Annotated in this window: 26 protein-coding genes and 1 tRNA gene; 16 read left to right on the top strand and 11 right to left on the bottom strand. The window is 65.5% G+C overall.

The window, feature by feature from the left end; translation table 11 throughout:
• Positions 1-159 precede the first annotated feature (159 nt).
• Genes D6B98_RS22920 through D6B98_RS22900 form a run of 5 tightly spaced genes read left to right on the top strand, consistent with a single transcriptional unit; the run spans position 160 to position 4,892 of the window.
• Positions 160-1,281 (top strand): ABC transporter ATP-binding protein, encoded by a 1,122-nt coding sequence (locus tag D6B98_RS22920; RefSeq protein ID WP_126259174.1) that lies wholly within the window; start codon positions 160-162, stop codon positions 1,279-1,281.
• A gap of 1 nt (position 1,282) precedes the next feature.
• Positions 1,283-2,332 (top strand): extracellular solute-binding protein, encoded by a 1,050-nt coding sequence (locus tag D6B98_RS22915; RefSeq protein ID WP_126259173.1) that lies wholly within the window; start codon positions 1,283-1,285, stop codon positions 2,330-2,332.
• 1 nt (position 2,333) lies between these two features.
• On the top strand, positions 2,334-3,191 hold the full coding sequence (locus tag D6B98_RS22910) for an ABC transporter permease (protein ID WP_126259172.1): 858 nt from the start codon (positions 2,334-2,336) through the stop codon (positions 3,189-3,191).
• Positions 3,181-3,990, top strand: a complete 810-nt coding sequence (locus D6B98_RS22905) for an ABC transporter permease (RefSeq protein ID WP_126259171.1) — start codon at positions 3,181-3,183, stop codon at positions 3,988-3,990. The genes D6B98_RS22910 and D6B98_RS22905 overlap by 11 nt, the downstream gene beginning before the upstream one ends.
• A 2-nt stretch (positions 3,991-3,992) precedes the next feature.
• On the top strand, positions 3,993-4,892 hold the full coding sequence (locus D6B98_RS22900) for a polysaccharide deacetylase family protein (protein ID WP_126259170.1): 900 nt from the start codon (positions 3,993-3,995) through the stop codon (positions 4,890-4,892).
• On the opposite strand, the gene D6B98_RS22895 is transcribed toward D6B98_RS22900, so the two are convergent.
• Complete coding sequence (locus D6B98_RS22895) at positions 4,889-6,571, bottom strand: methyl-accepting chemotaxis protein (RefSeq protein ID WP_126259169.1); 1,683 nt, start codon at positions 6,569-6,571, stop codon at positions 4,889-4,891. The genes D6B98_RS22900 and D6B98_RS22895 overlap by 4 nt on opposite strands.
• Positions 6,572-6,854: 283 nt before the next feature.
• On the opposite strand from D6B98_RS22895, the gene D6B98_RS22890 reads away from it, so the two are divergent.
• Both D6B98_RS22890 and D6B98_RS22885 read left to right on the top strand, forming a co-directional pair.
• On the top strand, positions 6,855-7,355 hold the full coding sequence (locus tag D6B98_RS22890) for a hypothetical protein (RefSeq protein WP_126259168.1): 501 nt from the start codon (positions 6,855-6,857) through the stop codon (positions 7,353-7,355).
• A gap of 11 nt (positions 7,356-7,366) precedes the next feature.
• Entirely contained in the window at positions 7,367-7,840 is a 474-nt protein-coding gene (locus D6B98_RS22885) for a hypothetical protein (protein WP_126259167.1), read from the top strand.
• Between the two features lie 197 nt (positions 7,841-8,037).
• Here D6B98_RS22885 and D6B98_RS22880 read toward each other — a convergent pair whose 3' ends face one another.
• Positions 8,038-8,997, bottom strand: coding sequence for a CobW family GTP-binding protein (locus D6B98_RS22880; protein ID WP_126259166.1), 960 nt, complete (start codon positions 8,995-8,997; stop codon positions 8,038-8,040).
• A 3-nt stretch (positions 8,998-9,000) separates the two neighbouring features.
• Positions 9,001-10,632, bottom strand: a complete 1,632-nt coding sequence (locus D6B98_RS22875; protein ID WP_126259165.1) for an amidohydrolase family protein — start codon at positions 10,630-10,632, stop codon at positions 9,001-9,003.
• Between the two features lie 660 nt (positions 10,633-11,292).
• On the opposite strand from D6B98_RS22875, the gene D6B98_RS22870 reads away from it, so the two are divergent.
• The 4 genes from D6B98_RS22870 (at position 11,293) to D6B98_RS22855 (ending at position 13,427) form a co-directional block, all read left to right on the top strand.
• Positions 11,293-11,577, top strand: a complete 285-nt coding sequence (locus D6B98_RS22870; RefSeq protein ID WP_126259164.1) for a type II toxin-antitoxin system RelE/ParE family toxin — start codon at positions 11,293-11,295, stop codon at positions 11,575-11,577.
• 40 nt (positions 11,578-11,617) lie between these two features.
• On the top strand, positions 11,618-11,914 hold the full coding sequence (locus tag D6B98_RS22865; protein WP_126259163.1) for a HigA family addiction module antitoxin: 297 nt from the start codon (positions 11,618-11,620) through the stop codon (positions 11,912-11,914).
• 36 nt (positions 11,915-11,950) lie between these two features.
• On the top strand, positions 11,951-12,286 hold the full coding sequence (locus tag D6B98_RS22860) for a hypothetical protein (RefSeq protein WP_205680518.1): 336 nt from the start codon (positions 11,951-11,953) through the stop codon (positions 12,284-12,286).
• A gap of 157 nt (positions 12,287-12,443) precedes the next feature.
• Entirely contained in the window at positions 12,444-13,427 is a 984-nt protein-coding gene (locus D6B98_RS22855) for an alpha/beta hydrolase (RefSeq protein WP_245481443.1), read from the top strand.
• Positions 13,428-13,488: 61 nt separating this feature from the next.
• On the opposite strand, the gene D6B98_RS22850 is transcribed toward D6B98_RS22855, so the two are convergent.
• The 3 genes from D6B98_RS22850 to D6B98_RS22840 form a co-directional block, all read right to left on the bottom strand.
• Positions 13,489-14,022: a 2'-5' RNA ligase family protein gene (locus D6B98_RS22850; protein WP_126259304.1), complete on the bottom strand. Its 534-nt coding sequence runs from the start codon at positions 14,020-14,022 to the stop codon at positions 13,489-13,491.
• 62 nt (positions 14,023-14,084) lie between these two features.
• A tRNA-Glu gene (locus tag D6B98_RS22845) sits at positions 14,085-14,159 on the bottom strand.
• A 57-nt stretch (positions 14,160-14,216) separates the two neighbouring features.
• The gene (locus tag D6B98_RS22840) at positions 14,217-14,561 is read right to left on the bottom strand and encodes a hypothetical protein (RefSeq protein ID WP_126259161.1); all 345 of its coding nucleotides are present in this window, start codon (positions 14,559-14,561) and stop codon (positions 14,217-14,219) included.
• On the opposite strand from D6B98_RS22840, the gene D6B98_RS22835 reads away from it, so the two are divergent.
• The 3 genes from D6B98_RS22835 (at position 14,452) to D6B98_RS22825 (ending at position 17,374) form a co-directional block, all read left to right on the top strand.
• On the top strand, positions 14,452-15,582 hold the full coding sequence (locus tag D6B98_RS22835; RefSeq protein WP_502699919.1) for an RluA family pseudouridine synthase: 1,131 nt from the start codon (positions 14,452-14,454) through the stop codon (positions 15,580-15,582). The two genes, D6B98_RS22840 and D6B98_RS22835, sit on opposite strands and share 110 nt — an antisense overlap.
• 216 nt (positions 15,583-15,798) lie before the next feature.
• Positions 15,799-16,698, top strand: a complete 900-nt coding sequence (gene rpoH / locus D6B98_RS22830) for an RNA polymerase sigma factor RpoH (RefSeq protein WP_126259159.1) — start codon at positions 15,799-15,801, stop codon at positions 16,696-16,698.
• 337 nt (positions 16,699-17,035) lie between these two features.
• Positions 17,036-17,374 carry a hypothetical protein gene (locus D6B98_RS22825; RefSeq protein WP_126259158.1) on the top strand — a complete coding sequence of 113 codons (339 nt, stop codon included), beginning with the start codon at positions 17,036-17,038 and terminating at the stop codon, positions 17,372-17,374.
• Positions 17,375-17,383: 9 nt separating this feature from the next.
• Here D6B98_RS22825 and D6B98_RS22820 read toward each other — a convergent pair whose 3' ends face one another.
• The 4 genes from D6B98_RS22820 to D6B98_RS22805 all read right to left on the bottom strand — a co-directional run bounded on the left by D6B98_RS22820 (position 17,384) and on the right by D6B98_RS22805 (position 21,104).
• Entirely contained in the window at positions 17,384-18,010 is a 627-nt protein-coding gene (locus D6B98_RS22820) for a peptidoglycan recognition protein family protein (RefSeq protein ID WP_126259157.1), read from the bottom strand.
• A 34-nt stretch (positions 18,011-18,044) separates the two neighbouring features.
• Entirely contained in the window at positions 18,045-19,262 is a 1,218-nt protein-coding gene (locus D6B98_RS22815; protein ID WP_126259156.1) for a GGDEF domain-containing protein, read from the bottom strand.
• Between the two features lie 594 nt (positions 19,263-19,856).
• A complete protein-coding gene (locus D6B98_RS22810; RefSeq protein WP_126259155.1) occupies positions 19,857-20,468 on the bottom strand; it encodes a LysE family translocator in 612 nt (203 codons plus the stop codon).
• A 261-nt stretch (positions 20,469-20,729) separates the two neighbouring features.
• The gene (locus D6B98_RS22805) at positions 20,730-21,104 is read right to left on the bottom strand and encodes a response regulator (protein ID WP_126259154.1); all 375 of its coding nucleotides are present in this window, start codon (positions 21,102-21,104) and stop codon (positions 20,730-20,732) included.
• A 120-nt stretch (positions 21,105-21,224) separates the two neighbouring features.
• Between D6B98_RS22805 and D6B98_RS22800 the strand changes: the two genes are divergently transcribed.
• The gene (locus D6B98_RS22800; RefSeq protein ID WP_126259153.1) at positions 21,225-22,055 is read left to right on the top strand and encodes an SDR family NAD(P)-dependent oxidoreductase; all 831 of its coding nucleotides are present in this window, start codon (positions 21,225-21,227) and stop codon (positions 22,053-22,055) included.
• Between the two features lie 141 nt (positions 22,056-22,196).
• On the opposite strand, the gene D6B98_RS22795 is transcribed toward D6B98_RS22800, so the two are convergent.
• Positions 22,197-23,003 (bottom strand): lytic murein transglycosylase, encoded by an 807-nt coding sequence (locus D6B98_RS22795; RefSeq protein WP_126259152.1) that lies wholly within the window; start codon positions 23,001-23,003, stop codon positions 22,197-22,199.
• Between the two features lie 157 nt (positions 23,004-23,160).
• On the opposite strand from D6B98_RS22795, the gene D6B98_RS22790 reads away from it, so the two are divergent.
• Positions 23,161-23,688 (top strand): hypothetical protein, encoded by a 528-nt coding sequence (locus D6B98_RS22790; protein WP_126259151.1) that lies wholly within the window; start codon positions 23,161-23,163, stop codon positions 23,686-23,688.
• Positions 23,689-23,864 lie beyond the last annotated feature (176 nt).

Here is a 23,864-nt window from a genome sequence, read left to right as displayed (position 1 = left end):
TTTTTTGCACAAACGAGCCGCCGACTGTTTACAATATAGACAACAAATTGGCGCCAATTTTTGGCGCCTGAATTTTAACGCAGCATCTACAACGCTTTAGCGAATGGCCCGCACTGGCACGTCGCTTGCTAACCCCCTCGCGCTGAGACAACGCGAAGGATGGAGCTGGCGTTGAGTGACGAGCGCGGACATTCGCTGGATCTGAAGGGCATCGGCCACGCCTTCGGCGCGACCGTCGCGCTGGACGAGATCAACCTCACCGTCGCAGCCGGTGAGCTGATCGCGCTGCTTGGCCCGTCCGGCTGCGGCAAGACCACGATGCTTCAGATCATCGCGGGCTTCCTGCGCCCGTCCAAGGGCGAGGTCCGCTTCGACGGCGCAAGGGTCGAGCATATTCCCGCCAATCGCCGCCGCATCGGCATGGTGTTCCAGAACTATGCGCTGTTTCCGCATCTGACCGTGTTCGAGAACGTCGCCTACGGTCTGCGGGCGCGCAAGACGGCGAAGGATGTGGTCGCGGCGAAGGTCGAGCAGATGCTCGGCCTCGCCCAGATGGCTTCGTACGCGCGCAGGCTTCCCGGAGAACTCTCCGGTGGACAGCAGCAGCGCGTCGCGCTGGCGCGCGCGCTTGCGATCGATCCGGGCCTCGTCCTGCTCGACGAGCCGTTCTCGGCGCTCGACAAGAATTTGCGCCTCGACATGCAGATCGAGATCAAGAGCCTGCTGAAGACTTTTGGCGTCACCTCCATCATCGTCACGCACGACCAGGAGGAAGCGCTGTCGATGGCCGACCGCATCGTCGTGCTCAACAGGGGTCGGATCGAGCAGATCGACAGCCCGGATGCGCTTTACGACCAACCGGCGAGCCTGTTCATCTCGAGCTTCATCGGGCACACCAACCTTTTGCGCGGCACCGTGACCGAAACCGACCGCGTACAGCTCGATGCAGGACCGGAGATCGACCTCGGGCGTTCCGCGCAGCGACGGCGCGGCTCGCCGGTGACGCTCTCGGTGCGGCCGGAGAACATCGCATTCGGTGCCGAGCGACCCGGCGCCATTCCCGTCACCATCCGCGCCACTGTGCCGCTCGGCGCCATCAGCGTCACCGAGGGCATCACCGCGAGCGGCGAAGCCGTGAAGATCAGCCAGGCCCGCGCCGCCGGCATCGCGAAGGCGCAGGTAGGAGAGACGGCCTGGCTTGCGATCTCCGACATTTCACGCGTCAGCGTTTTCAGCACGCCGGTCGACGAATTTTCACAGCATCAGCAAAGGAGTGTTTGACATGAGCCTATCCCGGAGATCGCTGCTCACCTCGGGTTCGGCCGCGCTTGCGTTGGCGGGCCTGGGATGGCCGACATCATCGCGCGCCGCCTCTTCCATCGTGGCGACGACCTATCCCGGCAGCTTCGACGAGGCCTTCCGCTCGGTGGTCGGGCCCGCTTTCAAGAAGACCAGCGACGGCAGCGTCACCTTCACGCCCCTGCTCGGCGTGGACCAGATCGGCAAGATCCAGGCCTCGCGCAACGCGCCGCCGTTCGACGTGGTTCTGTTCGACGAGGGCCCGCTGATCCCGGCGATCGCGAGCGGCGTACTGGAAAAATTCCCGGTCGAGCAGTCGAAATCCTTTGCCGACATTCCAGGCGCATTCCGTCATCCCGACGGTTACGCACCTGTCATCACCTGCCAGTTGATCGGCATCGCCTACAATCCGAAGAAGATCACGACGCCGCCGACCTCGTGGGAGGATCTGTGGAAGCCCGAATACAAGGGCCGCGTCGGCATCACCGGGCTCGGCTCGAGCCTCGGCACCGCCTTCATGGTCGAGATCGCAAAGCTGAACGGCGGCTCCGAGACCAATATCGAGCCGGCTTTCGAGGCCATCAAGAAGCTCTTGCCGAATGTCGGCGCGATCGCGGCCTCGCCCGGCGCACTGGCGGCGCTGTTCCAGCAAGGCGAGATCGATATCGCCTTCAATTTCTGGAACAACGTGGCGCTGCTCGCCGCCAAGGGCGTCGATATCGCCTTCGCCAAACCGAAGTCCGGCGCCGTCGTGATCCGCACCAGTGCGCAGATCGTCAAAAACAACCAGGATTCGAAAGCGGTGCTGGACTATCTCGACACGGTGATGTCGGTCGACACGCAGAAGGGGCTGGAGGCGTCGCCCTGGGTGATGATGCCGACCAACAGCAAGGTAGCGCTGACCGGCGCGAATCTCACGGTGGCCAAGAGCGTCGATGATCTCGTCGCCAGCAATGTCCTGCTCGACTGGACCAAATTCCAGGCGATGCGGGGCGAATGGATCACCCGCTTCAGCAAGGAAGTGAGGATCTGAGATGACACCGGCCAGCACGAGCGGTTCTAGACAGTTGCTGCCAGTGGTCCCGCTGGCAGCGCTGTTCTTCGCGGCCTTCGTGCTGCCGCTGGCCGCGCTCGTGCTGGTCAGCTTGTTCCGCGATCCGCAATTCTCCGGCCTGTCGCCGGTGCAATATTTGCGCTTCCTGTCTGATCCGTTCAGCCTCAGGGTACTGTCGGATACGCTGTTGCTGGGTGCGGAAGTCGCACTGGCGACGCTGATCCTCGCTTACCCGCTCGCGCTGGTCTATGTCGCGAGCGGGCAATTCCTGCGCACCCTTATCACGTTCCTGATCATGCTGCCGATCCTGACCAGCACGGTGGTGCGCACCTTTGCCTGGATCGTCATCCTCGGCCGCGACGGCATTATCAATTCGGCGATGCTGTCGCTCGGGTTTTGGCAGGCACCGGCCCGGCTGCTCTACACCTGGGAGGGCATGGTGCTGGCGCTGACCCAGATCCAGCTTCCCCTGATGGCGCTGCCGGTCATCAACAGCCTGCTGCGACTCGACGGCAATCTGACACGGGCGGCGGAAGGACTGGGTGCAAGCCGCGCCCGCATTTTCATCACGGTCATCCTGCCGCTCACATTGCCCGGCGCCATCGCCGGATGGCTGCTCGTCTTTGCAGCGGCCGCAACCGCCTTCATCACCCAGACGCTGGTCGGCGGCGGACGTATCATCCTGATGCCGTCCTACATCTACCAGCAGGCGGTCGGTGTGCAGGACTGGCCGTTCTCGGCAGCGCTGTCGCTGATCTTCACGCTGGCCGTGACCGGCATCGTCTTTGCGATCGGCGTGCTGTCCCGCCACTTCGTGCGAGGCGTCGATGCAGCGTAACCTCATTGACCGCCTTTATTCCGGCGTCGTCGGAGCCATTACTAGCTTCGGCATGCTGTTGCTGCTAGCGCCGACGCTGGTCGTGGTCATCATCTCCTTCACCGGCGGCATCACGCTGAAGTTTCCGCCGCCGAGCTGGTCGCTGCGCTGGTATGTCGAACTGCTGCAATCGCAGGAGATCGTCGAGCCCGCGCTGACCAGCCTGAAGGTTGCTGCGGCGGCGACCGTTCTCTCCGGGGTGCTGGGCGGCGCGGCGGCGCTTGGGCTTGCACGCAGCCGGCTGAAGATCGCGCGCGCACTGGATGCGCTGTTCATGTCGCCGATGGTGCTGCCCGCGATGGCGTTCGGGCTGTCGCTGCTGCTCGTATTCAACCTGCTCGGCATCCGCCTGTCGGCGGCGACGTTGGTGCTCGGCCACACCATCATCTGCGTACCCTTCGTGATCCGGATGGTCGGCGCGTCGGTGCAGCAGCTCAATCCGGTTCTGATCACCTGTTCGCTCAGCCTTGGTGCCAGCCGCTGGTACACCTTCCGCCGCATCACGCTGCCGCTGATCCGCCGCGGCATCGTCGCGAGCTGCTTTGTGGCGTTTCTGACCTCGTTCGACAATGTTCCGGTCTCGCTGTTCCTGGCGGATGCGCGCACCGAGGTGCTGCCGATCAAGCTCTGGGCGATCCTCGAAGGCAGCCTCGACGTGCGCGTCGCCGCCGTCTCCGGCGTGATCGTGCTTGTGACGCTGGCCGGCCTCGTCTGCGCCGAACTCTTCGGCGGCGTCAGCCGCCAGATCGGGAGCCGCTGACCATGCCGATCGAACGCGATCTTCGTGGCTATGGAAGGGCACGCCCGGAGATTATCTGGCCCAACGGCGCCCGCGTTGCGGTGTCGCTGGTGGTGAATTTCGAGGAAGGCGCCGAGCTCGCCGTCGAGCAGGGTGACGCGGAGACGGAACGCTATGGCGAGGTCGCCTCGACATCGCCGCCGGGCGTCCGCGATCTCGTGCAGGAGCAGGTGTTCGACTACGGCATGCGCGCCGGCCTGTGGCGCTTTCTCGACGCTTTTGCCGACGCCAATGTCCGCTCCACCTTCATGATGTGCGGCCGCGCCGTGGAGCGCGTGCCGGACCTTGCCCGCGCCGCGATCGAGGCCGGGCACGAGCCGGCGGTGCACGGCTGGCGCTGGCTGCCGCACGCGCTCTACGGCAACGCCGAGACCGAGCGCCGCGACATCGAGAGGACGCGCGATGTCATCGCACATGCGACCGGCGTCACGCCGGTCGGCTTCATGTCACGCGGGAGCCAGAGCCCATGGACCCGCGACCTGCTGACCGATCTCGGCTTCGCCTATGACAGCAACGCGCTCGACGACGACCTGCCTTATTGGAGCCGGTCACCGCGCGGATCGATGCTGATCCTGCCCTACGGCTTCGACACCAACGACATGAAGTTCTTTCATCCGAACGGTTTTGTGCAGCCAGAGGATTTTTCTGATTACGTCGGCGCTGCGTTCGCGACCTTGATCGAGGAAGCCGAGCGCGGCCGATCCGCGATGCTGACAGTCGGCCTTCATTTGCGCATTTGCGGCCGGCCCGCGCGCTTCCGCGCAGTGAAAGCCATTCTCGCCGAACTGGCGCGGCTGCAGGGCCGCGTCTGGATCGCAACGCGCGCCGAGATCGCCGCGCATTTTCGCGCCGTCGCCCGCTAGGCGGCGCGCACGCCGGCAACGAAGGTGCTGACCTCGTCCTGAAGCGATTGCAGCTTCTGCGTCAGACGGCCGCTGGATTGCAGCACGAGGCCAGCGGCCTGGCCGGTCGCCGCGGTGGCCTCGGTGACGCCGGAGATGTTCTGCGAAACCTGGTCGGTGCCGGACGCCGCCTCCTGCACGCTGTGGGCGATGGCGGCAGTCGCGGCGCCCTGCTCCTCGACGGCTGCGGCGATCGACGAGGAGATCTCGTTGACCTCCATGATGGTGGCGCGGATGCTTTCGATGTTGCCGACGACCTGATTGGTCTCGGCCTGGATCGCGGTGATCTGCGCGCCGATCTCGTCGGTTGCCTTCGCGGTCTGGCTCGCCAGCGACTTCACTTCGCTCGCGACCACCGCAAAGCCCTTGCCGGCCTCGCCGGCCCGCGCCGCCTCGATGGTGGCATTGAGCGCGAGCAGATTGGTCTGCGAGGCGATCTGGTTGATGAGGTCGATGACCTCGCCGATCTTGTGCGCGGCCGCAGCCAGCCCCTGCACGGTGTCGTTGGTGCGCTGCCCGTCGGCGGCGGCCTTGTCGGCCACGGTCGCGGCCTGCGCGACGCGCTGGCTGATCTCCGAGATCGAGGACGACAGCTCACCGGCGGCGGAGGCCACGGTCTGCACGTTCGTCGATGCCTGCTGGCAGGCGGATGCGACGAAGCTGGCGCGGTCGCTCGCCTTGTTCGCGGTCTCCGACATGCCCTGCGCGGCCTGTTGCATCGCGCGCGCCTCGTCGAAGACGTCGCGGACGACGGCCTGGACGCTCGCCTCGAACTTGCCGGCGAGGTCGGTCATCGCCTTGCGCTTCTCGTCATCGGCTTTCCGCTTCATCTCTTCCTGCTCGGCATGCATCTGGCGAACGGCCGACGCATTGTCCTTGAACACGGCGAGTGCCTTGGCGAGCCCGCCGACCTCGTCGCGACGATCGATGTAGGGCACCTCGAAGGCGCTGTCGCCGGCGGCGAGGCGCTCGGTCAGCGCGGTGATCCGGGCCAGCGGTCCGGTGACGCTGCGGCCGATCAGGAAGGAGGCAGCAAGGACCACGACCAGCACGGCCAGGCAGATGTAGGCGAAAGTCATCGCGTTCTGGCGGAACGCGGTGTCGACATCGTCGAGATAGATGCCGGTGCCGATGACCCAGCCCCAGGGCGCAAAGCCCTTCACATAGGAGATTTTCCCGACCGGCTGGTCGAAGCCGGGCTTGGGCCAGAGATAGCCGTAGAAGCCCGCCCCCTGCTTCTTGACCACGTCGACGAAGCCCAGGAACAGGGCGTTGCCGGCGGGATCCTTCATGCCGGACAGATCCTTGCCGTCGAGTTCCGGCTTGATCGGATGCATGACCATCTTGGGGGTCATGTCGTTGATCCAGAAGTACTCGACCTTGTCGTAACGCAGGCTCTTGATCTCGGCCGTTGCGGCGGCCTGGGCCTGTTCGCGCGGCAGTTTTCCTTCGCTCTCGAGCTTCTGATAATGGGCGAGAATGCCGTAGCCGACGTCGACCATCTGCTGCGTCTTGGCCTGGCGATCGGCCACCATCTGGGTGCGCAGGGTCGACAGCGCGATCGGCGCCAACGCGATCATGCCGAGCAGGCTGATGCCGACAATGAGGACCAGCTTGAAACTGATGCGGGAGAAAATCATCGGAGCTCGCAGAATTGGCGGTACAGATATGCCAATTTATCCCGCCCCTCTTAGCAAAGCCTTAAGCATTCCGGTTCCGCCAGCGGCCGCCGCAGGCCCGCCGCCGCGCATCGCTGTCGTCGTCCAACGACCCGGCCTCGCATTCGAATGTAAACCTCTTCAAATCTAGAACACCTCGATATCGGCCTTCCGCGCGTTGACTTGGCAGGGGCTCTGGCAGAACGATCGACGCAGACAACCCGCGCCAGCTGTGGCGTGCGAGCAGCCAAGGGCCAGAGGCTCCATGCATCCATCGACATCACCAAGGTCTCTCGACCTGCCCGCGCTGAGCGCGGCGGAACGGCTCTTCATCTGGGGATTCCGGGCCAAGGCACGCAGCGGAGGTGCCGTTCCGACCGCAGCCGACATCCAGGAAGTGTACGACCATTTTCGCGTAGGCGATGCCGTGGCCTCGCTGGAATCCATCATCGAGATATTCGCCTGCACGGCCCATACGGCCATCGAAGTGCACTGCCCGACCTGCCCGCGCGTGTCGGACAGCGAGCGGGAAATTTTGCATGCCATCGCCGCGGCACAACAGGATCGCATCGACATCGCGCGCGAGCGGTTCGAGAGCTGGCTGCCGCCGGTCGGCGCCGATTGGGCGCTCGCGCCTGTGCGGGGGCTCGCGACGATCTTCCGCATGGCAGGCCTCATCCTGCCCGACCGCCAGGTGCGGTCTTTCGATCATGACCGCACCATGGCGATGAAGAGCTGGCTGGTCGGAAGCCCGACGCTGCACTGACGAGATCGTTCATGTCCCCCAATGTCTGCGGTTCTGTGACGGTCCCGGCCGCCGGCCAGTCGCGGCTCTGTCCGCTCCAGGCCGCGCTTGCGGCGCACCCTTACGTCGAAAGCTACGACGATTTCTGCCGCGTCGCGCTGTCGTTGTTCCGGTTCATCGGGGCGGCCTATACGACCGGCGCCTCCGATTGCTGGGAAGCGGCCTATCGCTTTGCCGACGAGGCGCCCGGCGTCTCCGACAGTCCGCTGCTGGTGGCACGCGCTGCCGCGCTGGTCAGAATCCTGCGCAGCGGCCGGCCCTGCGAATTGTGCTTCATGCCGCCGTCCTGCCGGCGCCTGTCGAAGGACGAGGCCGGATTGATGCAATTGCTGGCGGTCGCGCGCCGCAAGCAGCCGGGCGAGCTCGAATCCATCGTCTGCCAGCTGGTCGGCTCCGGCAAGGAAGACGCGGCGACACGGGCGGTCAACGCGCTTGCCCTGTGCTGAGGCCTCGACGGGTTCTGGGCGCATATCCCCTCTTGAGAATTTTCGGCAAGGTGCATCGGGACCAAGGCGAGACGGTCCTGGTTCGATCGGCAATCCAGTGCTCAGTGAGACTGTAACCCCTCACCCGGATCGCATCTTTCGATGCGATCCGACCTCTCCCTACGGGCGAGGTGTTCGAGTTCTCGGCCTGCATCGCGTCATCCAAATCCTATTCCGCCTTCAGAACCTTTCTCATCCGCAACGCATGCCGCCATGATGCTGTCGAGCTCCGCCTTCGAAAGCACGCCGAGCTCGGCGATGAAGACGATCCGCGCGCGCGGCACGCCCGGCGCGGGCGCATCGCCAGGGGCCAGCGTGGCGCGGCCGCCGGCGAATTGAAACACCATCTGGCGGCCGGGCTGCTCAACCGTCTCGAACAGGCCTTTTGCGCGCGCCAGCTTCGGCGCCAGCCTGGCGATCGCCTGTTGCAGGCGCGGCAGCGACAGCGGATGCTCGGAGGTCCAGCTCAGCGTCTCGAAACGGTCCTCAGCCGGCCGTTTCGGCCCGGGCGTGCGCGGCGCGGGCGCGCGATCGACATGCGTGGGAAACAGCAGCGCGGACGGAATTGCGCCGTGTGGCGCATCGACGACCATTGCAGGAACGCGCTGAGCGCGAATGGCGGCGCGCATCCGCATTCCCGCGCCCTCGTCCGCCAGATCGAGCTTGCTGAGCGCCACGATGTCGGCGACGCGCAATTGCGAACGCTGGAGGGCATCGTCGAGGGCGGCCGGCGGTGTGCCGGCGTCCATCACGCACAGCACCGTCTCCAGCAGCGCCTCGCGCAGGATCACGGGATCCATCAGATTGCGGACGATGTCGGCGGGATCGGCGACGCCGCTGGTCTCGATCACGATATAATCGGGCTTCGGATCACGCCGCAGCAGCGTCGAAAGCGTGCGGAGCAGGTCGCCTTCCAGCGAGCAGCAGATGCAGCCATTGGCGAGGCTGACCACGCCGTCGCTGGCGCCCGCGATCAGCTCGGCATCGATGTTGATGGCGCCGAAATCGTTGACGACGGCGGCGATGCGCCGTCCCTCCGCATGCGCCAGCAGGTGGTTCACGACAGTCGTTTTGCCCGCCCCCAGAAAGCCCGTGACCAGCAGAATGGGGACCGGCATGGGTCAGCCCTCGACGACGGGGCGGCGCACCGGTTTTCCCGGCCGCGCCGCGACATCGAGAATGCCGTCGCTGATCAGCACCTCGCCGCTGACGATCAGGTGCCGCACGCCCTCGGACGGACGGTTCATCGCCGTGAAGGTGGCGCGGTCCGAGAGTTTTTCGTAGTCGAACACGACGATGTCGGCGTCCGCACCTTGTTGCAGCCGGCCTTTGGCGCGCATCGCCGGCGTGCTCTGCGACAAGATCTCGGCCGGGATCAGCGCGCATTTGCGCACGCCTTCCAGCAGCGACACCGTCTTGCGCTCGCGCACCCATTCGCGAATGAACTTGGTGAAGCAGCCGGCCGAGCGCGGATGCGAGGTGGCATCATCAGGCAGCGGCCAGGCATCGCCGGTGTAGGTCTTGCCGTCCGACGTTGTCCACGGCATCGCGTCGGAGGCGATGGCGCCGCCGGGATACAGCACCGACATGTCGAGCAGGTCGCGGTGATGGGCATTGTGCTCGGTGTCGAGGATGTGCCAGAGCACCAGCGAGGACGGCTCCTCCGCCTGCGCCTTCAACAGCTCCTCGCGGTCGTGGAAGCGATAGCCGTCGGTCACGCGCTGCACGGAATCGTAGCCGGTGCCGTTGCGCTCGACGAATTCGGGGTCGCTGAAGAAGGCGGCGGCCAGCACGGTCGAGCCGGTGCCGTAGGGATAGGCCTCGACTGTGATCGGCAGGCCCTGCGCCTGCGCTTTGGCGATCAGCGCGCGGCAGCGCTCGACGTCGGTCTTGCTCGACGAGTTGAAATGGCAGATGTGCATGTGCGCGCCGGTGGCGCCGGCATAGCCGATCAGGCGGATATAGGCTTCCACCGCGCTTTCGGGGTCGATGCGCGACATGAAGGCGACATGGGTGAAGGTCGGCACGTTCCTGGCAGCCGCGAGCTGGCAGACCGCGGTCAGCTCCTGCACGCCGGCGCCCGGCGCGTAAGCATTGAGGATGCCGATACCGATGCCGCCTTCGTTGAGCCCGCGCCCGAGACGTTCGAGAATGCCGGAGACTTCCGCGTCGGTCGCGACATTGTCCATCCAGCGGCGGTCGCGCATGGCGTTGCCGAACGCCTCCAGCGAGCTCTCGGCATTGGAGCCGGTCATCGCGCCGATGCGCGCAAAGGCCCAGTTGGTGGCGGCACCATAGTTCAGCACGCGCCCCTTCCTGGCCTGGCGCTCATACCAGGACGCCACCGGCAGCACGCCGGCCTCGAGATCGAGCGTGGTCGTGACGCCGTCGAACGCCTGCATGCGGTCGGCGGGGATCGACTGGCCGTGCGCGTGCAGATCGATGAAGCCGGGGGCGACCACGAGCCCGGTGGCGTCGATCACCCGCTCGGCGCCGCCAAGCGAGGAGCCGACCGCAGCGATCCTGCCGTCCATTACCGCCACGTCGGCGACGGCATCCATGCCGCTTGCGGGATCCACCACCCGGCCGCCAGAGATCACCATACCGCTCATATCGTCACTCCTCCACCTCGAGATCGCATCAAGGCAGATTCCGGAAGCGACGACCACCTCCACCGGAGCCGACGCAGCATGCTGATAGGGAAGATCGTCTGGCAGGCAAATCGCGGACAAGCGCCCACGTCCTCGCGGCATGATGTGCCCGAGCTGTGCTTCTCTTCTCACCCTCTCGAAGGAAAGGGCGCAGGGAAGGCCGGGCGCCGGCTGGCACCCGTAAAGACCCCCGTGCTGAATGGATGCACACGCAATGCACAGGGGAGACACAGGGCAGCCAAAACCCGGCCTTCCCTGCGCGATGGTCTGACGGCCTGTATGCCGCGCTCTCCCGGGAGCCGAACTTTCCTTCTGGCCTCCCTCGCCCCGCGAATTGGATGATGCAGTCTGCCCGGTCGGGCTCGCTGGCATCTCCGCGAAAGGCTTGACCGTAGCAACGACGGCCAGGACCACACGGTTTCGCCGTACGCAGGGGCGCCGTTCGTCTTCGCGGGTCACGCATGCTCACGAGGTGATCTCGCCCTGCACGCGCAAGCTCCGCCTTTAACGCCGCCCGCGTCCACCGCAATCCCAGCCCGCGCTCGAAACGACGTACGACCGCCCCTTTGGTGGGCTGGGATGCCCGACACATACGCCGAATCCGAATTTCGGTAAAGTGGAATGTTTTTGCGAAGAGGGATTGACAGCGGATTGGGGTGTTTCGCCCGACGGGCGACCTCGACCGGCCTGGCGATGGCCAGTTGGTATCTCGACGAGATACCAAGGCCTTGAAGTACGTATCTCAATGAGATACGTACAACCATGATCAAGAGCTTCCGGGGGAAATTCGCCAAACCTATCCTTCAGGCCCGGGCGATCCCGAAGGGGTTTCCGGCGGACCTCGCAAAGATCGCGCGCCGAAAGCTCATCATGGTGGACGCCGCCGATTTTCTCGAAGCCCTCAGGTCGCCTCCCGGCAATCGCCTCGTAGCTCTCAAGGGCGAATTGGCGGGCAAGCACTCGATCCGCATCAACGATCAGTGGCGGATCGTGTTCCGATGGACGGACGCGGGACCGGAAGACGTCGAGATCATGGACTATCACTAATTCGACGGGCCGATTGTGGCCAACAAAAAGGAGTTCGCAGATGGCAAGGAGACTTCCGCCGATTCATCCCGGCGAAATCCTGCGCGAAGAATTTCTCGTTCCGCTCAAGCTGACCCCCTACGCGGTCGCGGCCGCGCTGAACGTGCCGCGCACCCGGATCGAGCGCATTGCGCGCGAAGAAAAGCCCGTCACGGCCGACACCGCGCTGCGGCTGGGAAAATTCTTCAAGACCGGCGCGGCGTTCTGGATGAACATCCAGACCCGTTTCGACCTCGAAACGGCGGAAGACGTGCTCGCACCTCAGATCAGGAAAATCGCGTCTTACGAGGCGGCTTGAGGGGGCCGCAGTTGCGGCGATTTGGAGCCAAGTCCGATGCCCGCGAAGTTCCAAGACATCATCACAGCGTTCGAGTTCGCCAACACCAACGGCGACATGGGAGAGTTTCGCGCCTTCGTCTGCAAACAGACCGGAAATATCTTCTATCAGACCGACTTCATGGACGGGGAAGAGTTCAACGACGAACTGCCCGATGACATCGACGACCGGGAGAAATATCTCCCGCTCCCGGACAAACGAGATCTCGGCCTCGGCAAGCCCCTGGCGCTGGCCTTTGTCCGCGAGTTCCTGCCTGATGATTTCGACGACGTCTGCCATTTCTTCAGGAAGCGCAATTGGTGCGAGCTCCATTCCATCGAAATCGCCGACTGACCTGGCACGCGTTCGAACGTCACGAGGTACGCAAGGCTCCTTCGCCGTCTTCTCGCCCCCATTGTCATTCAGGGACTAGGCGGGGCGGCATTAAGGTGGGCAAAGTTCCCAAAGGTTCCGTGTGATCGTCCAAGATCTTCCGCAACGCGACCATTCCATGTCGCGCCGCGCTTTCCTCGGCGGACTTCTGTCGACAGGGAGCGCCCTCGCGCTCGGCGGATGCGCCGGCTTGGGTGCGACCGGCGCGCGCTTCGACGCCTCGTCGCTCTCCGTCGACTCCACATTGCTTGTCGCCACCACGCGCAAGCCCGTGAATGGTGCTCGCGCCAAACCCTGGTTCGGGCCGGAGCGCGCAACGAGCATGACGGTCGCGCGGGCCAAGCTGGTGGCGCCCGACGAGAGCCGCCTGTCGCTCGCCTCGGTCGGACTTGGCAGCTGGCGTCTTGATCGGATCGAACCGGTGCCGGCCGACGCCGGCGACCTCGCCGCGCAGGCCGGCGGAGGCGACGTGCTGATCTATGTGCATGGCTTCAAGCAGACGTTCGAGACGGCGGTGCTGGATGGCGCCTACCTCTCCGATGCGATCAAGTTCCGCGGCCGCACCATGGTGTTCGCCTGGCCCTCCAAGGCCGGGCTGTTCGACTACGCCTATGACCGCGACAGCGCGATGTGGTCGCGCGACGATTTCGAACGGGTGCTCTCGACGCTGGTGTCGGCGCCGGGGACGGGCCGCGTGCACATCGTTGCGCACAGCATGGGAACCATGCTGACGCTCGAAAGCCTGCGCCAGCTCCATGCGCGATACGGCGAGACGGTCACGAGCAAGATCGGCGCGGTGGTGTTTGCCGCGCCCGATATCGACATGGACGTGTTCTCCTCGGCGGTCCAGCGCATCGGCCCGCTCGCCGGCAAGATCACCGTGATCGCCGCGACCAACGACCGCGCACTGGCGCTGTCGGGACAGCTCGCAGGCGGCATGACCAGGGTCGGCGCCGCCGAGAAGGCCGCTATCGCGCGGCTCGGCGTGCGCGTGATCGATGCGTCAGCGGAAGGCTGGGGCATCGTCAACCACGATCTGTTCCTGTCGAATGGGCAAGTGCAGCAGGTGATCCGGCGGTCGATCGACGGCACGACGGCGTGAGAGGGCGGCGGTGGGGCGCCAATTGATGCATTGCAATCAATGACGCCGAAGCGGCCACCAATTACGGCGGCAATCTCCGCTCGGCGATGATCCGCACCGGAGGAAAGACGACGCAATCCGCCACGTCGAACAGCACTTCCATGTTGCGATCAAACGCGCGTGCAAAGGCAATCGCCTCATCGCGCCGCTCATCGGCAACGGCGGTGCCGAGCGTGCAATGGGGGGTCCAGGCGCCGGGCCGGTAATGAGGACGACAATGCGCTGGATCAGTTGCCGCGCTGATGGCGGCATGGATGCGAGCCAGGGTTTCATTGGCCTCCGGCTCCGCCCAGAGAACGAGCGGAGAACCTTCGAACCAGCGAATTCGCTTGAACTCGATCCGCAGTTGCGTCTCGCCGGCAACAGCTGCCAGCATCGCGTCCCACGCAGCCTTCTCGTCAACCGCCGCCGAGTCGTAGATGGCAAATGTAAAATGGGGCCGATAGCCGAGGGCGCGCATCGAGGCCTCGACCTCGAACACGGCAACCTGATCCCACAACCGCTCGATCTCGCCGGCAGACTCGTTCTCGGCCCGGATATTGATTGCCAATGCCACAGGTTCACCCAAGGGGTGGAACAATCAAATCGAGATCAGGGGAAGGGCTGGGTTGAAGACAATGGCGCTCCCTAGGGGAATCGAACCCCTGTTTCAGCCTTGAGAGGGCCGCGTCCTAACCGCTAGACGAAGGGAGCGTGAGGGCTAGCCAATAGCCTCGAAATTTGTCCGCCGCAAGGACCCCGACGGGCCTTTTAAGGCTCATTGGCGAATTTCAGCCGTCCGGCGGGCCTCAGGCTATGGGCGTCGAAGGTCCGGATCTCGATGACCCCGCCGAGATCCAGCGTGACCACGAGCCGGTCGCCCGCAACCCCGGTCGAGACGATCCTGGCGCCCTTGGGCAGGGTGGCGGTGACGTCGCCGGCCGGCTCGGTCGCCCTTCCCTCCGACTTGAAAAGGCGGTAGCCCACCGCGATCAAAACGGCGCAGATCGCCAGCGCCGTGGTCAACCCCGCGATCAGCATCATCCGCCGCACCCGCGCGAACAGCGCGGCCTGCTCGGGGGTCGGTTCGGGAACAGCGGTATCAGACGTCGTCATGGAAAGTCTTGGCCCCAAGGGTCTTGGTTCAGCGCAGAGGTTAGAGGTCGTGGTCGCCGGCGACGAGGGCTCGGCCCGGCTCGACCGCGTGTTGGCGGCGCGCCTGCCGGAGCTGTCGCGATCAAGGCTCAAAACCCTGATCCTGGCGGGAGCGGTGAGCCTGAAGGCGGCCCCGGTCCGCGACCCCGCTTATCACGTCGCATCCGGCGATACGATCACAATCGACGTGCCGGAGGCGGCGCCCGCCGAGCCCAAGGGCGAGGAGATCGCCCTCGACATCGTGTTCGAGGACGACGACATCGTCGTGATCAACAAGCCGAAGGGGCTGGTGGTGCATCCTGCCGCCGGCCACGAGACCGGCACGCTGGTCAACGCCCTGATTGCCCATTGCGGCGCTTCGCTCTCGGGCATCGGCGGGGTGCGCCGGCCCGGGATCGTGCACCGGCTCGACAAGGACACCACGGGGCTGATGGTGGTCGCCAAGAACGACATGGCCCACGCCTCGCTGTCGGCGCAGTTCGCCGATCACGGCCGCACCGGCGAGATGCGGCGCGGCTACATGGCCTTTGCCTGGGGCGTGCCCGGCCGCCACCGCGGCACCGTCGATGCGCCGATCGACCGCCATCCGCATGCCCGCGAGAAGATGGCGGTGCGCCAGGGCGGCCGCGAGGCGGTGACGCATTGGGAAATCCTGGAGAGCTTTGCCGGGCGCGACGGCAAGGGCGTGGCGTCGCTGCTCGCCTGCGAGCTCGAGACCGGACGCACCCACCAGATCCGCGTCCATCTCGCTCATATCGGCCATCCCCTGATGGGGGATGCGGTCTATGGCCCGCACTTCAAGACCAAGGCGAACCAGCTCGGCCCCGAGTCGCAAGCCGCCCTCGCCGCGCTCGGACGGCAGGCGCTCCACGCTTACCTGCTGGTATTGGAGCACCCGAGGACGGGAGAATTACTGCACTGGGAGGCGCCTCTACCGGAGGATTTGCTTCTCCTCCAGGGCACCCTGAAAGCGGCGCTATGACGCAGCCGTTTTAAGAAAGTCGTTACATTACAAAAAGTTATAGCTGCCACACGGGGACGTGACGTCAGCAATCCTTCCCTTTTTGCCCCCCGATGGAGTATATTGCGCCTGCGTTGGAATGACCGACGCGGAACATCGCAGCCCGGCCGGCTTTGACACAGCGGTCGTCTGCCTGGCCCGCCGCTATCGGGGGCCTGAACCTTTGGAGGGCGCACTATGGCCCGTACCGCTGCTTTGCCGGTCCTCAATGGAGAATCCGGCCTATCTCGCTACCTCGCCGAGATCCGCAAATTCCCGATGCTGGAACCCCAGCAGGAATACATGCTCGCCAAGCGTTGGCGCGAGCATGACGATCGCGACGCGGCGCACCAACTCGTCACCAGCCATCTCCGGCTCGTGGCCAAGATCGCCATGGGCTATCGCGGCTACGGCTTGCCGATCTCCGAGGTCGTCTCGGAAGGCAATGTCGGCCTGATGCAGGCGGTGAAGCGTTTCGAACCCGAGAAGGGGTTCCGTCTCGCCACCTACGCCATGTGGTGGATCAAGGCGTCGATTCAAGAGTACATCCTGCGTTCCTGGTCGCTCGTGAAGATGGGCACCACCGCGAACCAGAAGAAGCTGTTCTTCAACCTGCGCAAGGCGAAGAGCAAGATCAACGCGCTGGACGAAGGCGATCTGCGCCCCGACCAGGTGAAGGTCATTGCCAAGCGCCTCGGCGTCACCGATCAGGACGTGATCGACATGAACCGCCGCCTCGGCGGCGACGCGTCGCTCAACGCGCCGATCCGCGACGACGGCGAGGCCGGCGAATGGCAGGACTGGCTGGTCGACAACACGCCCAACCAGGAAGCCATGATGGCGGAGCACGAGGAGTACGATCACCGCCGCGAGGCGCTGAACGGCGCCATGGGCGTGCTCAACCCGCGCGAACGCCGCATCTTCGAGGCCCGACGCCTCGCCGATGAGCCGATGACGCTGGAAGACCTTGCCGCCGAGTTCGGCGTGTCGCGCGAGCGCGTCCGCCAGATCGAGGTCCGCGCCTTCGAGAAGGTGCAGTCCGCGGTCAAGGGCACGATCGCAAGGGCCGAACAGGCCGCGCTGGAAGCCGCGCATTAAGCGGGGCTTCGCCGCGACAGAGAGATTGGCGGATCGAAAGACAGAAAGCCGGCGGCGACGCCGGCTTTTTGTTTGTGGGGATGAGCATCGTACGCGAAGCCCGCCCACCCTCGCTGTCATGCCCCGGCTTGACCGGGGCATCCAGCACGCCGCGGCCCCCGTAGCGGCAGCGAGATCTTCAACGCACACCTCTGGAATACTGGATCGCCCGGTCGAGCCGGGCGATGACAGCGGTGGTTGTGGTTCGCCGTCATAGAACCGGCCCGCGCCTTGAACCCGCGCTGCCAATCGACCGACCCAGAATGATCGGACCGATAGCAGCGAGTGGACAAGCGCCGTGTCGATCATTCTGCAATCCACCGTTGGCGGCTTCTCGGCCCAGTTCATCCGCAAGCTGCCGCTGGTCGAGCAGGCGATGCGCGAGCACGGCCTGGAGCCGTCGGAGTTCGTGATCTCCAAGGATTATGCCGGCACGGCGACGATCCCGCTGATGGGCCCGTTCTTCTACAGTTACAGCGTGTTCTTCGGCGAGGAGTCGTTCACCGTCACCGAGCCGAACGACATGGTGTTCCTGGATTACTTCTTGAAGCGCGTTCTGGCCGTGGACGAGCCGGAGTTGCCACGCCGGCCGGGACTGATGGCGCGGCTGTTCGGCTGGATGTCGCAGGCGGTGTGAGCTCCGCCGTCACTCCCCCCACATCCGCGCCAGGGTCGCGAGCCAGCAGCCTTCGCAATAGCGCGCGTCCTTGTAGTCGATCCAGTTGTGCGCATAGACGCGGTCGAGGGGAATGTCGTAGCGCGTGCGCAGCACCTTCACCAGGATCTTCCACGCCGCGACCTGCGCCTCGGTCGGACCTGCGGCGACGTCGGGATAATTGCCGGCGAACTCGACGCCGATCGAATTGTCGCGCACGACCTGGCGATAGGTCGAGCGGTTGTCGATGTACTTGTTGTCGTTGCGGTTGGCGCCGTCGCCATGGGTCGGCACCATGTTTTCGGCGACCGCCCAATAGACCGTGCCGTCGGTCTCGACCCACACCGTGACGCCGCGGCGCGTCGGGGCCTTCGCCTGCGCCTGCGCGCCGCCGCGCGCCGAGCCCGCCGGCCCTTCGGTCTGGTGCACGATGATGTTGCGCCAGGGCCTTGCGTCGCGGACGTCACCCCACGGCGCCAGCCAGACAATCTTCAGGCCGGGAATCTCGGGCGTGCCGGAGGCGCGCGCGAGTTTTGTCGGTTCGGCGTCCTCGGCATTGGCGGGGACGATCAGACAGAGAGCGGCGAGAGCGGCCGCGAGCAGGCGAGCAATCATCATGCGGGTCCGACGGGGACCGCAATCTAGCACGGCCTCAGGCGAAATAGCGCGAAGCCTCGCGCGAGCCGGTCGGCTCGGGCGACAGCGGCGGCGCCGGATCGTAGACGGCAAAGTCGTTCTTGCCGTTCTTCTTGGCGGCGTAGAGCGCGTGGTCGGCATTGGCCATCAGGCGGTCCGGGAAGGCGCCGATGCCGTGATCCCACTGCGCGACGCCGATCGAGATCGCGATCGGGATGTCGTTGCCGGTGCAGGCCTCGGCATCCTGGCGGCAGACCTCGAGCACGCGGCGGGCGATCACCGCGGCCTCGCGCAGGGACGAGGATGGCAGCACGACGCAGAACTCGTCCCCGCCGGTGCGGGCCAGCATGTCGCCGGGCCGAAGCCGCGTCTGCGCCATCAGGGTGAAGTGCTTCAGGCAGGCATCGCCGGCGGCATGGCCGTGGGTGTCGTTGATGGTCTTGAAGCCGTCGAGATCGATCACCAGTAGCGCGAACGGCCGATGACTGCGCTCGGAGCGGGCGCATTCCTCGGTCAGGCGCTGCAACAGATGCCGCCGGTTGGCGACGCCGGTGAGATCGTCGAGCAGCGCGAGGTCGGCGACCTCGTTGCGCAACCGCTCGATCGCCATCAGCAGGCAGGCGAAATTCCAGCCCATGGCCAGAAACACCAGGAGCAGGATCATGATGGACTGCAAGCCGTTGAAGTTGATCGCCGTGATGGCGCCGCCATAGCCGAGCAGCGCCGCGCCGGAGCGGACGGCGTGAATCGACAGCAACAGAAATCCCACGATCGCAGCGAGCCGGGCGCCGGGGTTCTCCCGGCCGTTCTGCTCGCCGATCAGCAGCGGCAGCGTCAGCAGGATCGGGGTCGATTGGCCCAGCGAGTAGATCACGACCCGCATCGGCATGTTGTCGACGACGACCAGGAAGAACGCGAGCCCGGCGGTGCAGAGCAGCGAACTGACGATGGCGGCCGGCCAGGATACCGGCCGGTGATAGAACCGCGCCACACCCATGCAGGCGAGCCAGGACGAAAAGATCATGATGCCGCCGCCGCCGATCAGCGGAAGGCGCGGGTCCATCACGTCGCGCAGCATTGAGATCGCCGCGCCCGATGCGGCCAGCACCGCGGCCGCCGTCCAGTACCGCGCCGCCTCGAATTTGGGATAGGCGCGCGCCACATAGGCCCACACCATGCCCAGCGCCAGGAAGTTGATGACGATGACGGTCCAGAGTGTCGGCACGCTCAGCATGGCGACTGCGGGACGCGCATGGTCCCGCCCTCTTCGTTTGGCAAACGTCCGTACATACCCGCCCCCGTGTTCTTGCGGAGGATCATGCGCGCGACGCGCTTAATGGAGTCTCACCGCAATCGCGCAAACTCCGGCGTTGGTTTTGGATTGATGAATCCCGCGAGCGGCCTCCGGCATCGTTAATCAAGCCCTGCCGCAGACGCGTGGGCCGCGCCGCGGCGGGGCCGCGAAGCGGATTCGCGCGGCAAAATCACCTGAAAATGCATCTGAGCTGTGGATAACGCGATGACATGGATGTGACAGCGCGGGGCAGAGAGCTGCGAATCTGCTGAGTTTGTCGTCGAGGATGTTGCGAGGCTGGCCCTCCGCCGAGCATCCCTCGTGTCGCGTTTCACCATTAACCCTTAAGAGGATCCTATGGCTAAGAAAGCGAAGAAGGCGACGAAGAAGAAGGCGAAGAAGGCCAAGAAGGCGAAGAAGAAGTAACGAGGCTTGTTCTTTGCCCGGGTGGAGCCTCGCTCCGCCCGGGCGTCGGGTCGGGTTGAAGGTTTTTGATGTGGCGGGCGCGAGCCCGCTTTTTGTTTGGCCGGAGGGCTACCGCTCCGCAAACGCCAGCTTGGCGCCGAGTGCGGCAAAACCGGCGGCGAAGCTGCGGCGCAGCCAGGCCATGACGCGCGGGCGGGAGATGACGCGCTCGCGCACCGAGGCGGCGCAGAGGCCGTAGACGACGAACACCGCGAAGGTCATCGCCATGAAGGCGCCGCTCAATTCCAGCATGCGCGCCAGCACATGGGCCTCGTCCGCGGCGATGAACTGCGGCAGGAAGGCGAGGAAGAAGATCGACAGCTTGGGATTGAGGATGTTGATCAGAAAGCCGGTGACGACGACGCGGCCGCTCGAACGCTCACGGATGCCCGCCTCGACAGAAAGTGCCCCGCTCTCACGCAACGCCTGCCAGGACATGTAGAGCAGATAGGCGACGCCGCCCCATTTCAGCGCGGCGAAGGCGAGCGCGCTGGTGTGGAGCACGGCGGCGAGCCCCAGCATCGCGGCACACATATGCGGCACGATCCCGAGCGTGCAACCGAAGGCGGCGGCGAGGCTGGCGCGCGAGCCGCGCGTCAGCGCCGCAGCCAGCGTGTAGAGCACGCCGGTGCCGGGCGAGGCGACGACGATGAGCGAGGTGAGCAGGAAGGACCAGGACATAGCCGGACCTTAGCAGCCCGCCTCGGGGTGAGAAAGCGAGGTCTCGACCTCAAGAACGCGGGCTGAGAACTGTCCTGTCCCGCAAACAAAGCAATTTTGACACCGTCACCCTGAGGTGCGCGCTCTACTGCGCGCAGCGCTGCAGAGCAAGCCTCGAAGGGCGACGGCCCGGCTGCATCGGGGCCGCGCATCCTTCGAGGCTTGCGCCACGGCGCTATCGCGCCGCAGCGCGCGCACCTCAGGATGACGGGTCGAGGAGGGTCAGGACAGCTGCGCGAGTTCGGCTTCGCGCAGCACGTCGAGCGGCGCCCAGGGTTTGGCCCAGAACTTCGCACCCTGGGGCAAGGGCTGCATCAGCGGGCGGCCGGAGGTGACGACGACGTCGAGCCTGGGATTGCGGTCCTTGGCGACATGGGCGAGCTCGACCCCGTTCATGCGGCCGGCAAGCTGCACGTCGGTCATCATCAGGCAGAGCGCGCCGGCGCTCTTCTCGAGCACGCGCTCGGCGGCCTCGGCGCTCTCGCATTGGATCACCTGGTAGCCGCTCTCTTCCAGCAGAAGACACAGCATCTCGCGTTGCATGACGTCGTCTTCCACGATCAGCGCGGTGGCGGGGAATGGTTGCGCTTGTCCCATCGGCGTCTCCAATGCTCGCTTGCGTAACGTATGTTAAGGAGAAAATTCGCGTCGAGTTCGGTTCCATTATGAAAAAATGTAAAGCATAGTTCCATCTGCGGGAGATCGACGGGGAACATCATGACAGCAATTTGCGGCGCCGCCGCCATCACGGGAGCGGCCAGCGGCATCGGCCGGGCGCTGGCCATCGAGCTTGCGCGGCGCGGCTGCGATCTCGCGCTCGCCGATCGCGACGAGGCCGGGCTGAAGACGGTTGCTGCGGAGATCGGGCGCGGCCGCAAGGTCAGCGTCCATCGCGTCGACGTCGGAGAGCCCGCCGATATCGCACAGTTCGCAGCCGAGGCGATTTCCGCGCATCCGGAGCTCGGCATCGTCGTCAACAATGCCGGGGTGGCGCTGATGGGCTTGTTCGAGGAGATCGACCAGACGCAGATGGACTGGCTGTTCGACATCAATTTCTGGGGCGTGGTGCACGGCACGCGCGCCTTCCTGCCGCATCTGAAGACCAGGAGCGAGGCGCATATCGTCAACCTCTCCTCGATCTTCGGCATCATCGCCCCGCCCGGACAATCGGCCTATGCGGCGGCGAAATTCGCGGTGCGCGGCTTTTCCGAGAGCGTGCGGCATGAGCTCAGCGTCGCGGGCAGCCCGGTCAGGCTGTCGGTCGTGCATCCCGGCGGCGTCGCCACCGCGATCGCGCGCAATTCCCGCACCGGCGTCGGCGTCACCGACAATGCCCGCCGTGCGCAGTCGATCGAGCGGTTCGAGAACGCGGCCAGGACCACGCCGAAGGACGCCGCGCTGCGCATCATCAAGGGCATCGAGAGCAACGCGCCGCGCATCCTGATCGGCAACGACGCCCGCTTCATGGACCTGCTGCAGCGCTTCCGTCCGGGCACCTATTGGGCGCCGCTGCAACGGAAGCTGGAGAGGATGGCGAAGGGGACGTGAGGTCAGGGACGCGATGGCGACACCTGCACTCCGCTGTCGTAGGGTGGGCAAAGCGAAAGCGTGCCCACGACTTCTTACGACGACACGAGATGGTGGGCACGGCGCAAGTGCGCCTTTGCCCACCCTACGAGTTCAGCGCCCTCACTGCCCCGCCAGCCGGTCCGCGAAATAGCCGATCGTCTTGCGATACACCACCGCCCTGTTCCACTCGCGCATCGCCTCGAAATTGGCGGTGCCCTCGCCGTAGGGCTGGCCCATCTTGAAGCCGCTCGTGTGCAGGAGGTTCGCGGTCGAGGCGAGCACGTCGGGGACGCTGCGGCGGAGGTCGACATGGCCGTCGCCGTCGAAATCGACGCCGTACTTGATGTAGGACGACGGCAGGAACTGGGTCTGGCCGATCTCGCCGGCAAAGGCGCCGATGAGGTCGCGCAGCGGCAGGTCGCCGCGCTGCACGATCTTCAGCGCGGCGAGCAGCTCGCCCTGGAACAAATCGGTGCGGCGGCAATCATGCGCCAGCGTCGCCAGCGTGCGGACCACCGGCATCTTGCCGATGTCGCCCTTGCCGAAATCGCTCTCCAGGCCCCAGATCGCGACCAGGATGTAGCGCGGCACGCCGAACTGCTGCTCGATGCGCGAGAGCAGCGCAGCGTGGCGCTGCAGCAGCGCGCGGCCGCCATTGATGCGGCCCGGGCCGACGCGGGTCGAGACGTATTGCTCAAAGCTCTTGTTGAAGGTGTAGCGCTGGCGGCGGTCGAAGGCGAGCACCGCAGCATCGGGAGTCACGCCGCTGAGCGCCGCGTTGGTCACGCTCGCCGAGACGCCGGCCGCCTGGGCCTCCTGCGCCATCGCCGCGACGAAGGCGTTGAAGTCGCCGCCGCAGCGCGCGGCCTGCGCCGAGCCGCCGGCCAGACACAGCACCGACGCGGCGGCGAGAAGCAGTCTCAGCATATGGAGCAATCCCCCAAAACCTGGCGCGAAGCAGTGCGCGGATCATGCCCGGGAAAGCAGCGAGCGTCAAAGCAGCAAGCTTGATCCGCATCAAACTGTCTCACGCTATCTTTCCTAGATTGCGGCAGACAGCAGCGCCCGCCCAGGAGACGCGCCCATGACCGGAATTACCCTGACCGCCGAGCAGATCCGCAATGCGCCCGCAGCGGTGCGGCAATGGATCGAGCAGGAGGTGATCAGCTCGCTCGGGCTTGCGCCGCGCGCGCCCGTAACCATCCCGCCCCAGGCGTCCCATCTCGTCGCCTGCAGCGTGGAGGACGTCGCCGGCGTGCTCGAGCACATCAGGGGCGTGCTGCCGGCGGTCAACGTGCTACTCGAGCTCGGCCGTCCCGGCATCAGCTTCGGCCAGCCCGCGGTGATGACGTTCCGCCTGATGGACATCCTGCATCACACCCGCCTGCACGAAGTCGGCGAGGTCATCACCTGCCTCGAGATGATCAACCAGGCGCTGATCGAGGTGAGGAAGGATCCTCTCGTGCGGTTCTGCGGCTTCGACAATGAAGGCCATTGCCTGATCGCACCGCAGACGCAAACGAGCATCGCAACGCTGTGGCAGACCATGATGGAACGCCAGCACGCAGCGCAGCAGCGCGCGGCCGCCGGCCGGGCTGCGCCGGCGGCGTGAGGTGAGGCGATACTCTCCCCTCGTCATTCCGGGGCGCGCGCAGCGCGAGCCCGGAATCCATCGGGCGGCAGAGATGGTGGATGAATGGATGCTCAGGTGCGCAATTGCGCACCATAGCTCGCGACTTCGTCGCGCCCCGGAATGACGGACGAGAGAGTTGCCGCTATGATATCGCT

The sequence above is a fragment of the Bradyrhizobium sp. LVM 105 genome (assembly GCF_003957705.1).
GTDB classification, from domain to species: domain Bacteria; phylum Pseudomonadota; class Alphaproteobacteria; order Rhizobiales; family Xanthobacteraceae; genus Bradyrhizobium; species Bradyrhizobium frederickii.
Note: the sequence above shows the minus strand (reverse complement) of the source record. Positions and strands in the feature narration are given on the sequence as shown.

Excerpts from the sequence above, each read along its gene's own strand:
- D6B98_RS22885 (WP_126259167.1), top strand. The coding sequence starts at position 7,367 with ATGTCCCCCAATGTCTGCGGTTCTGTGACGGTCCCGGCCGCCGGCCAG.
- D6B98_RS22905 (WP_126259171.1), top strand. The coding sequence starts at position 3,181 with ATGCAGCGTAACCTCATTGACCGCCTTTATTCCGGCGTCGTCGGAGCC.
- D6B98_RS22895 (WP_126259169.1), bottom strand. The coding sequence starts at position 6,571 with ATGATTTTCTCCCGCATCAGTTTCAAGCTGGTCCTCATTGTCGGCATC.
- D6B98_RS22795 (WP_126259152.1), bottom strand. The coding sequence starts at position 23,003 with ATGCTGAGACTGCTTCTCGCCGCCGCGTCGGTGCTGTGTCTGGCCGGC.
- D6B98_RS22890 (WP_126259168.1), top strand. The coding sequence starts at position 6,855 with ATGCATCCATCGACATCACCAAGGTCTCTCGACCTGCCCGCGCTGAGC.
- rpoH (WP_126259159.1), top strand. The coding sequence starts at position 15,799 with ATGGCCCGTACCGCTGCTTTGCCGGTCCTCAATGGAGAATCCGGCCTA.
- D6B98_RS22855 (WP_245481443.1), top strand. The coding sequence starts at position 12,444 with ATGTCGCGCCGCGCTTTCCTCGGCGGACTTCTGTCGACAGGGAGCGCC.
- D6B98_RS22870 (WP_126259164.1), top strand. The coding sequence starts at position 11,293 with ATGATCAAGAGCTTCCGGGGGAAATTCGCCAAACCTATCCTTCAGGCC.
- D6B98_RS22790 (WP_126259151.1), top strand. The coding sequence starts at position 23,161 with ATGACCGGAATTACCCTGACCGCCGAGCAGATCCGCAATGCGCCCGCA.
- D6B98_RS22805 (WP_126259154.1), bottom strand. The coding sequence starts at position 21,104 with ATGGGACAAGCGCAACCATTCCCCGCCACCGCGCTGATCGTGGAAGAC.
- D6B98_RS22865 (WP_126259163.1), top strand. The coding sequence starts at position 11,618 with ATGGCAAGGAGACTTCCGCCGATTCATCCCGGCGAAATCCTGCGCGAA.
- D6B98_RS22810 (WP_126259155.1), bottom strand. The coding sequence starts at position 20,468 with ATGTCCTGGTCCTTCCTGCTCACCTCGCTCATCGTCGTCGCCTCGCCC.
- D6B98_RS22880 (WP_126259166.1), bottom strand. The coding sequence starts at position 8,997 with ATGCCGGTCCCCATTCTGCTGGTCACGGGCTTTCTGGGGGCGGGCAAA.
- D6B98_RS22815 (WP_126259156.1), bottom strand. The coding sequence starts at position 19,262 with ATGCTGAGCGTGCCGACACTCTGGACCGTCATCGTCATCAACTTCCTG.
- D6B98_RS22875 (WP_126259165.1), bottom strand. The coding sequence starts at position 10,632 with ATGCCGCGAGGACGTGGGCGCTTGTCCGCGATTTGCCTGCCAGACGAT.
- D6B98_RS22840 (WP_126259161.1), bottom strand. The coding sequence starts at position 14,561 with ATGACGACGTCTGATACCGCTGTTCCCGAACCGACCCCCGAGCAGGCC.
- D6B98_RS22820 (WP_126259157.1), bottom strand. The coding sequence starts at position 18,010 with ATGATGATTGCTCGCCTGCTCGCGGCCGCTCTCGCCGCTCTCTGTCTG.
- D6B98_RS22800 (WP_126259153.1), top strand. The coding sequence starts at position 21,225 with ATGACAGCAATTTGCGGCGCCGCCGCCATCACGGGAGCGGCCAGCGGC.
- D6B98_RS22910 (WP_126259172.1), top strand. The coding sequence starts at position 2,334 with ATGACACCGGCCAGCACGAGCGGTTCTAGACAGTTGCTGCCAGTGGTC.
- D6B98_RS22915 (WP_126259173.1), top strand. The coding sequence starts at position 1,283 with ATGAGCCTATCCCGGAGATCGCTGCTCACCTCGGGTTCGGCCGCGCTT.
- D6B98_RS22920 (WP_126259174.1), top strand. The coding sequence starts at position 160 with ATGGAGCTGGCGTTGAGTGACGAGCGCGGACATTCGCTGGATCTGAAG.
- D6B98_RS22900 (WP_126259170.1), top strand. The coding sequence starts at position 3,993 with ATGCCGATCGAACGCGATCTTCGTGGCTATGGAAGGGCACGCCCGGAG.
- D6B98_RS22860 (WP_205680518.1), top strand. The coding sequence starts at position 11,951 with ATGCCCGCGAAGTTCCAAGACATCATCACAGCGTTCGAGTTCGCCAAC.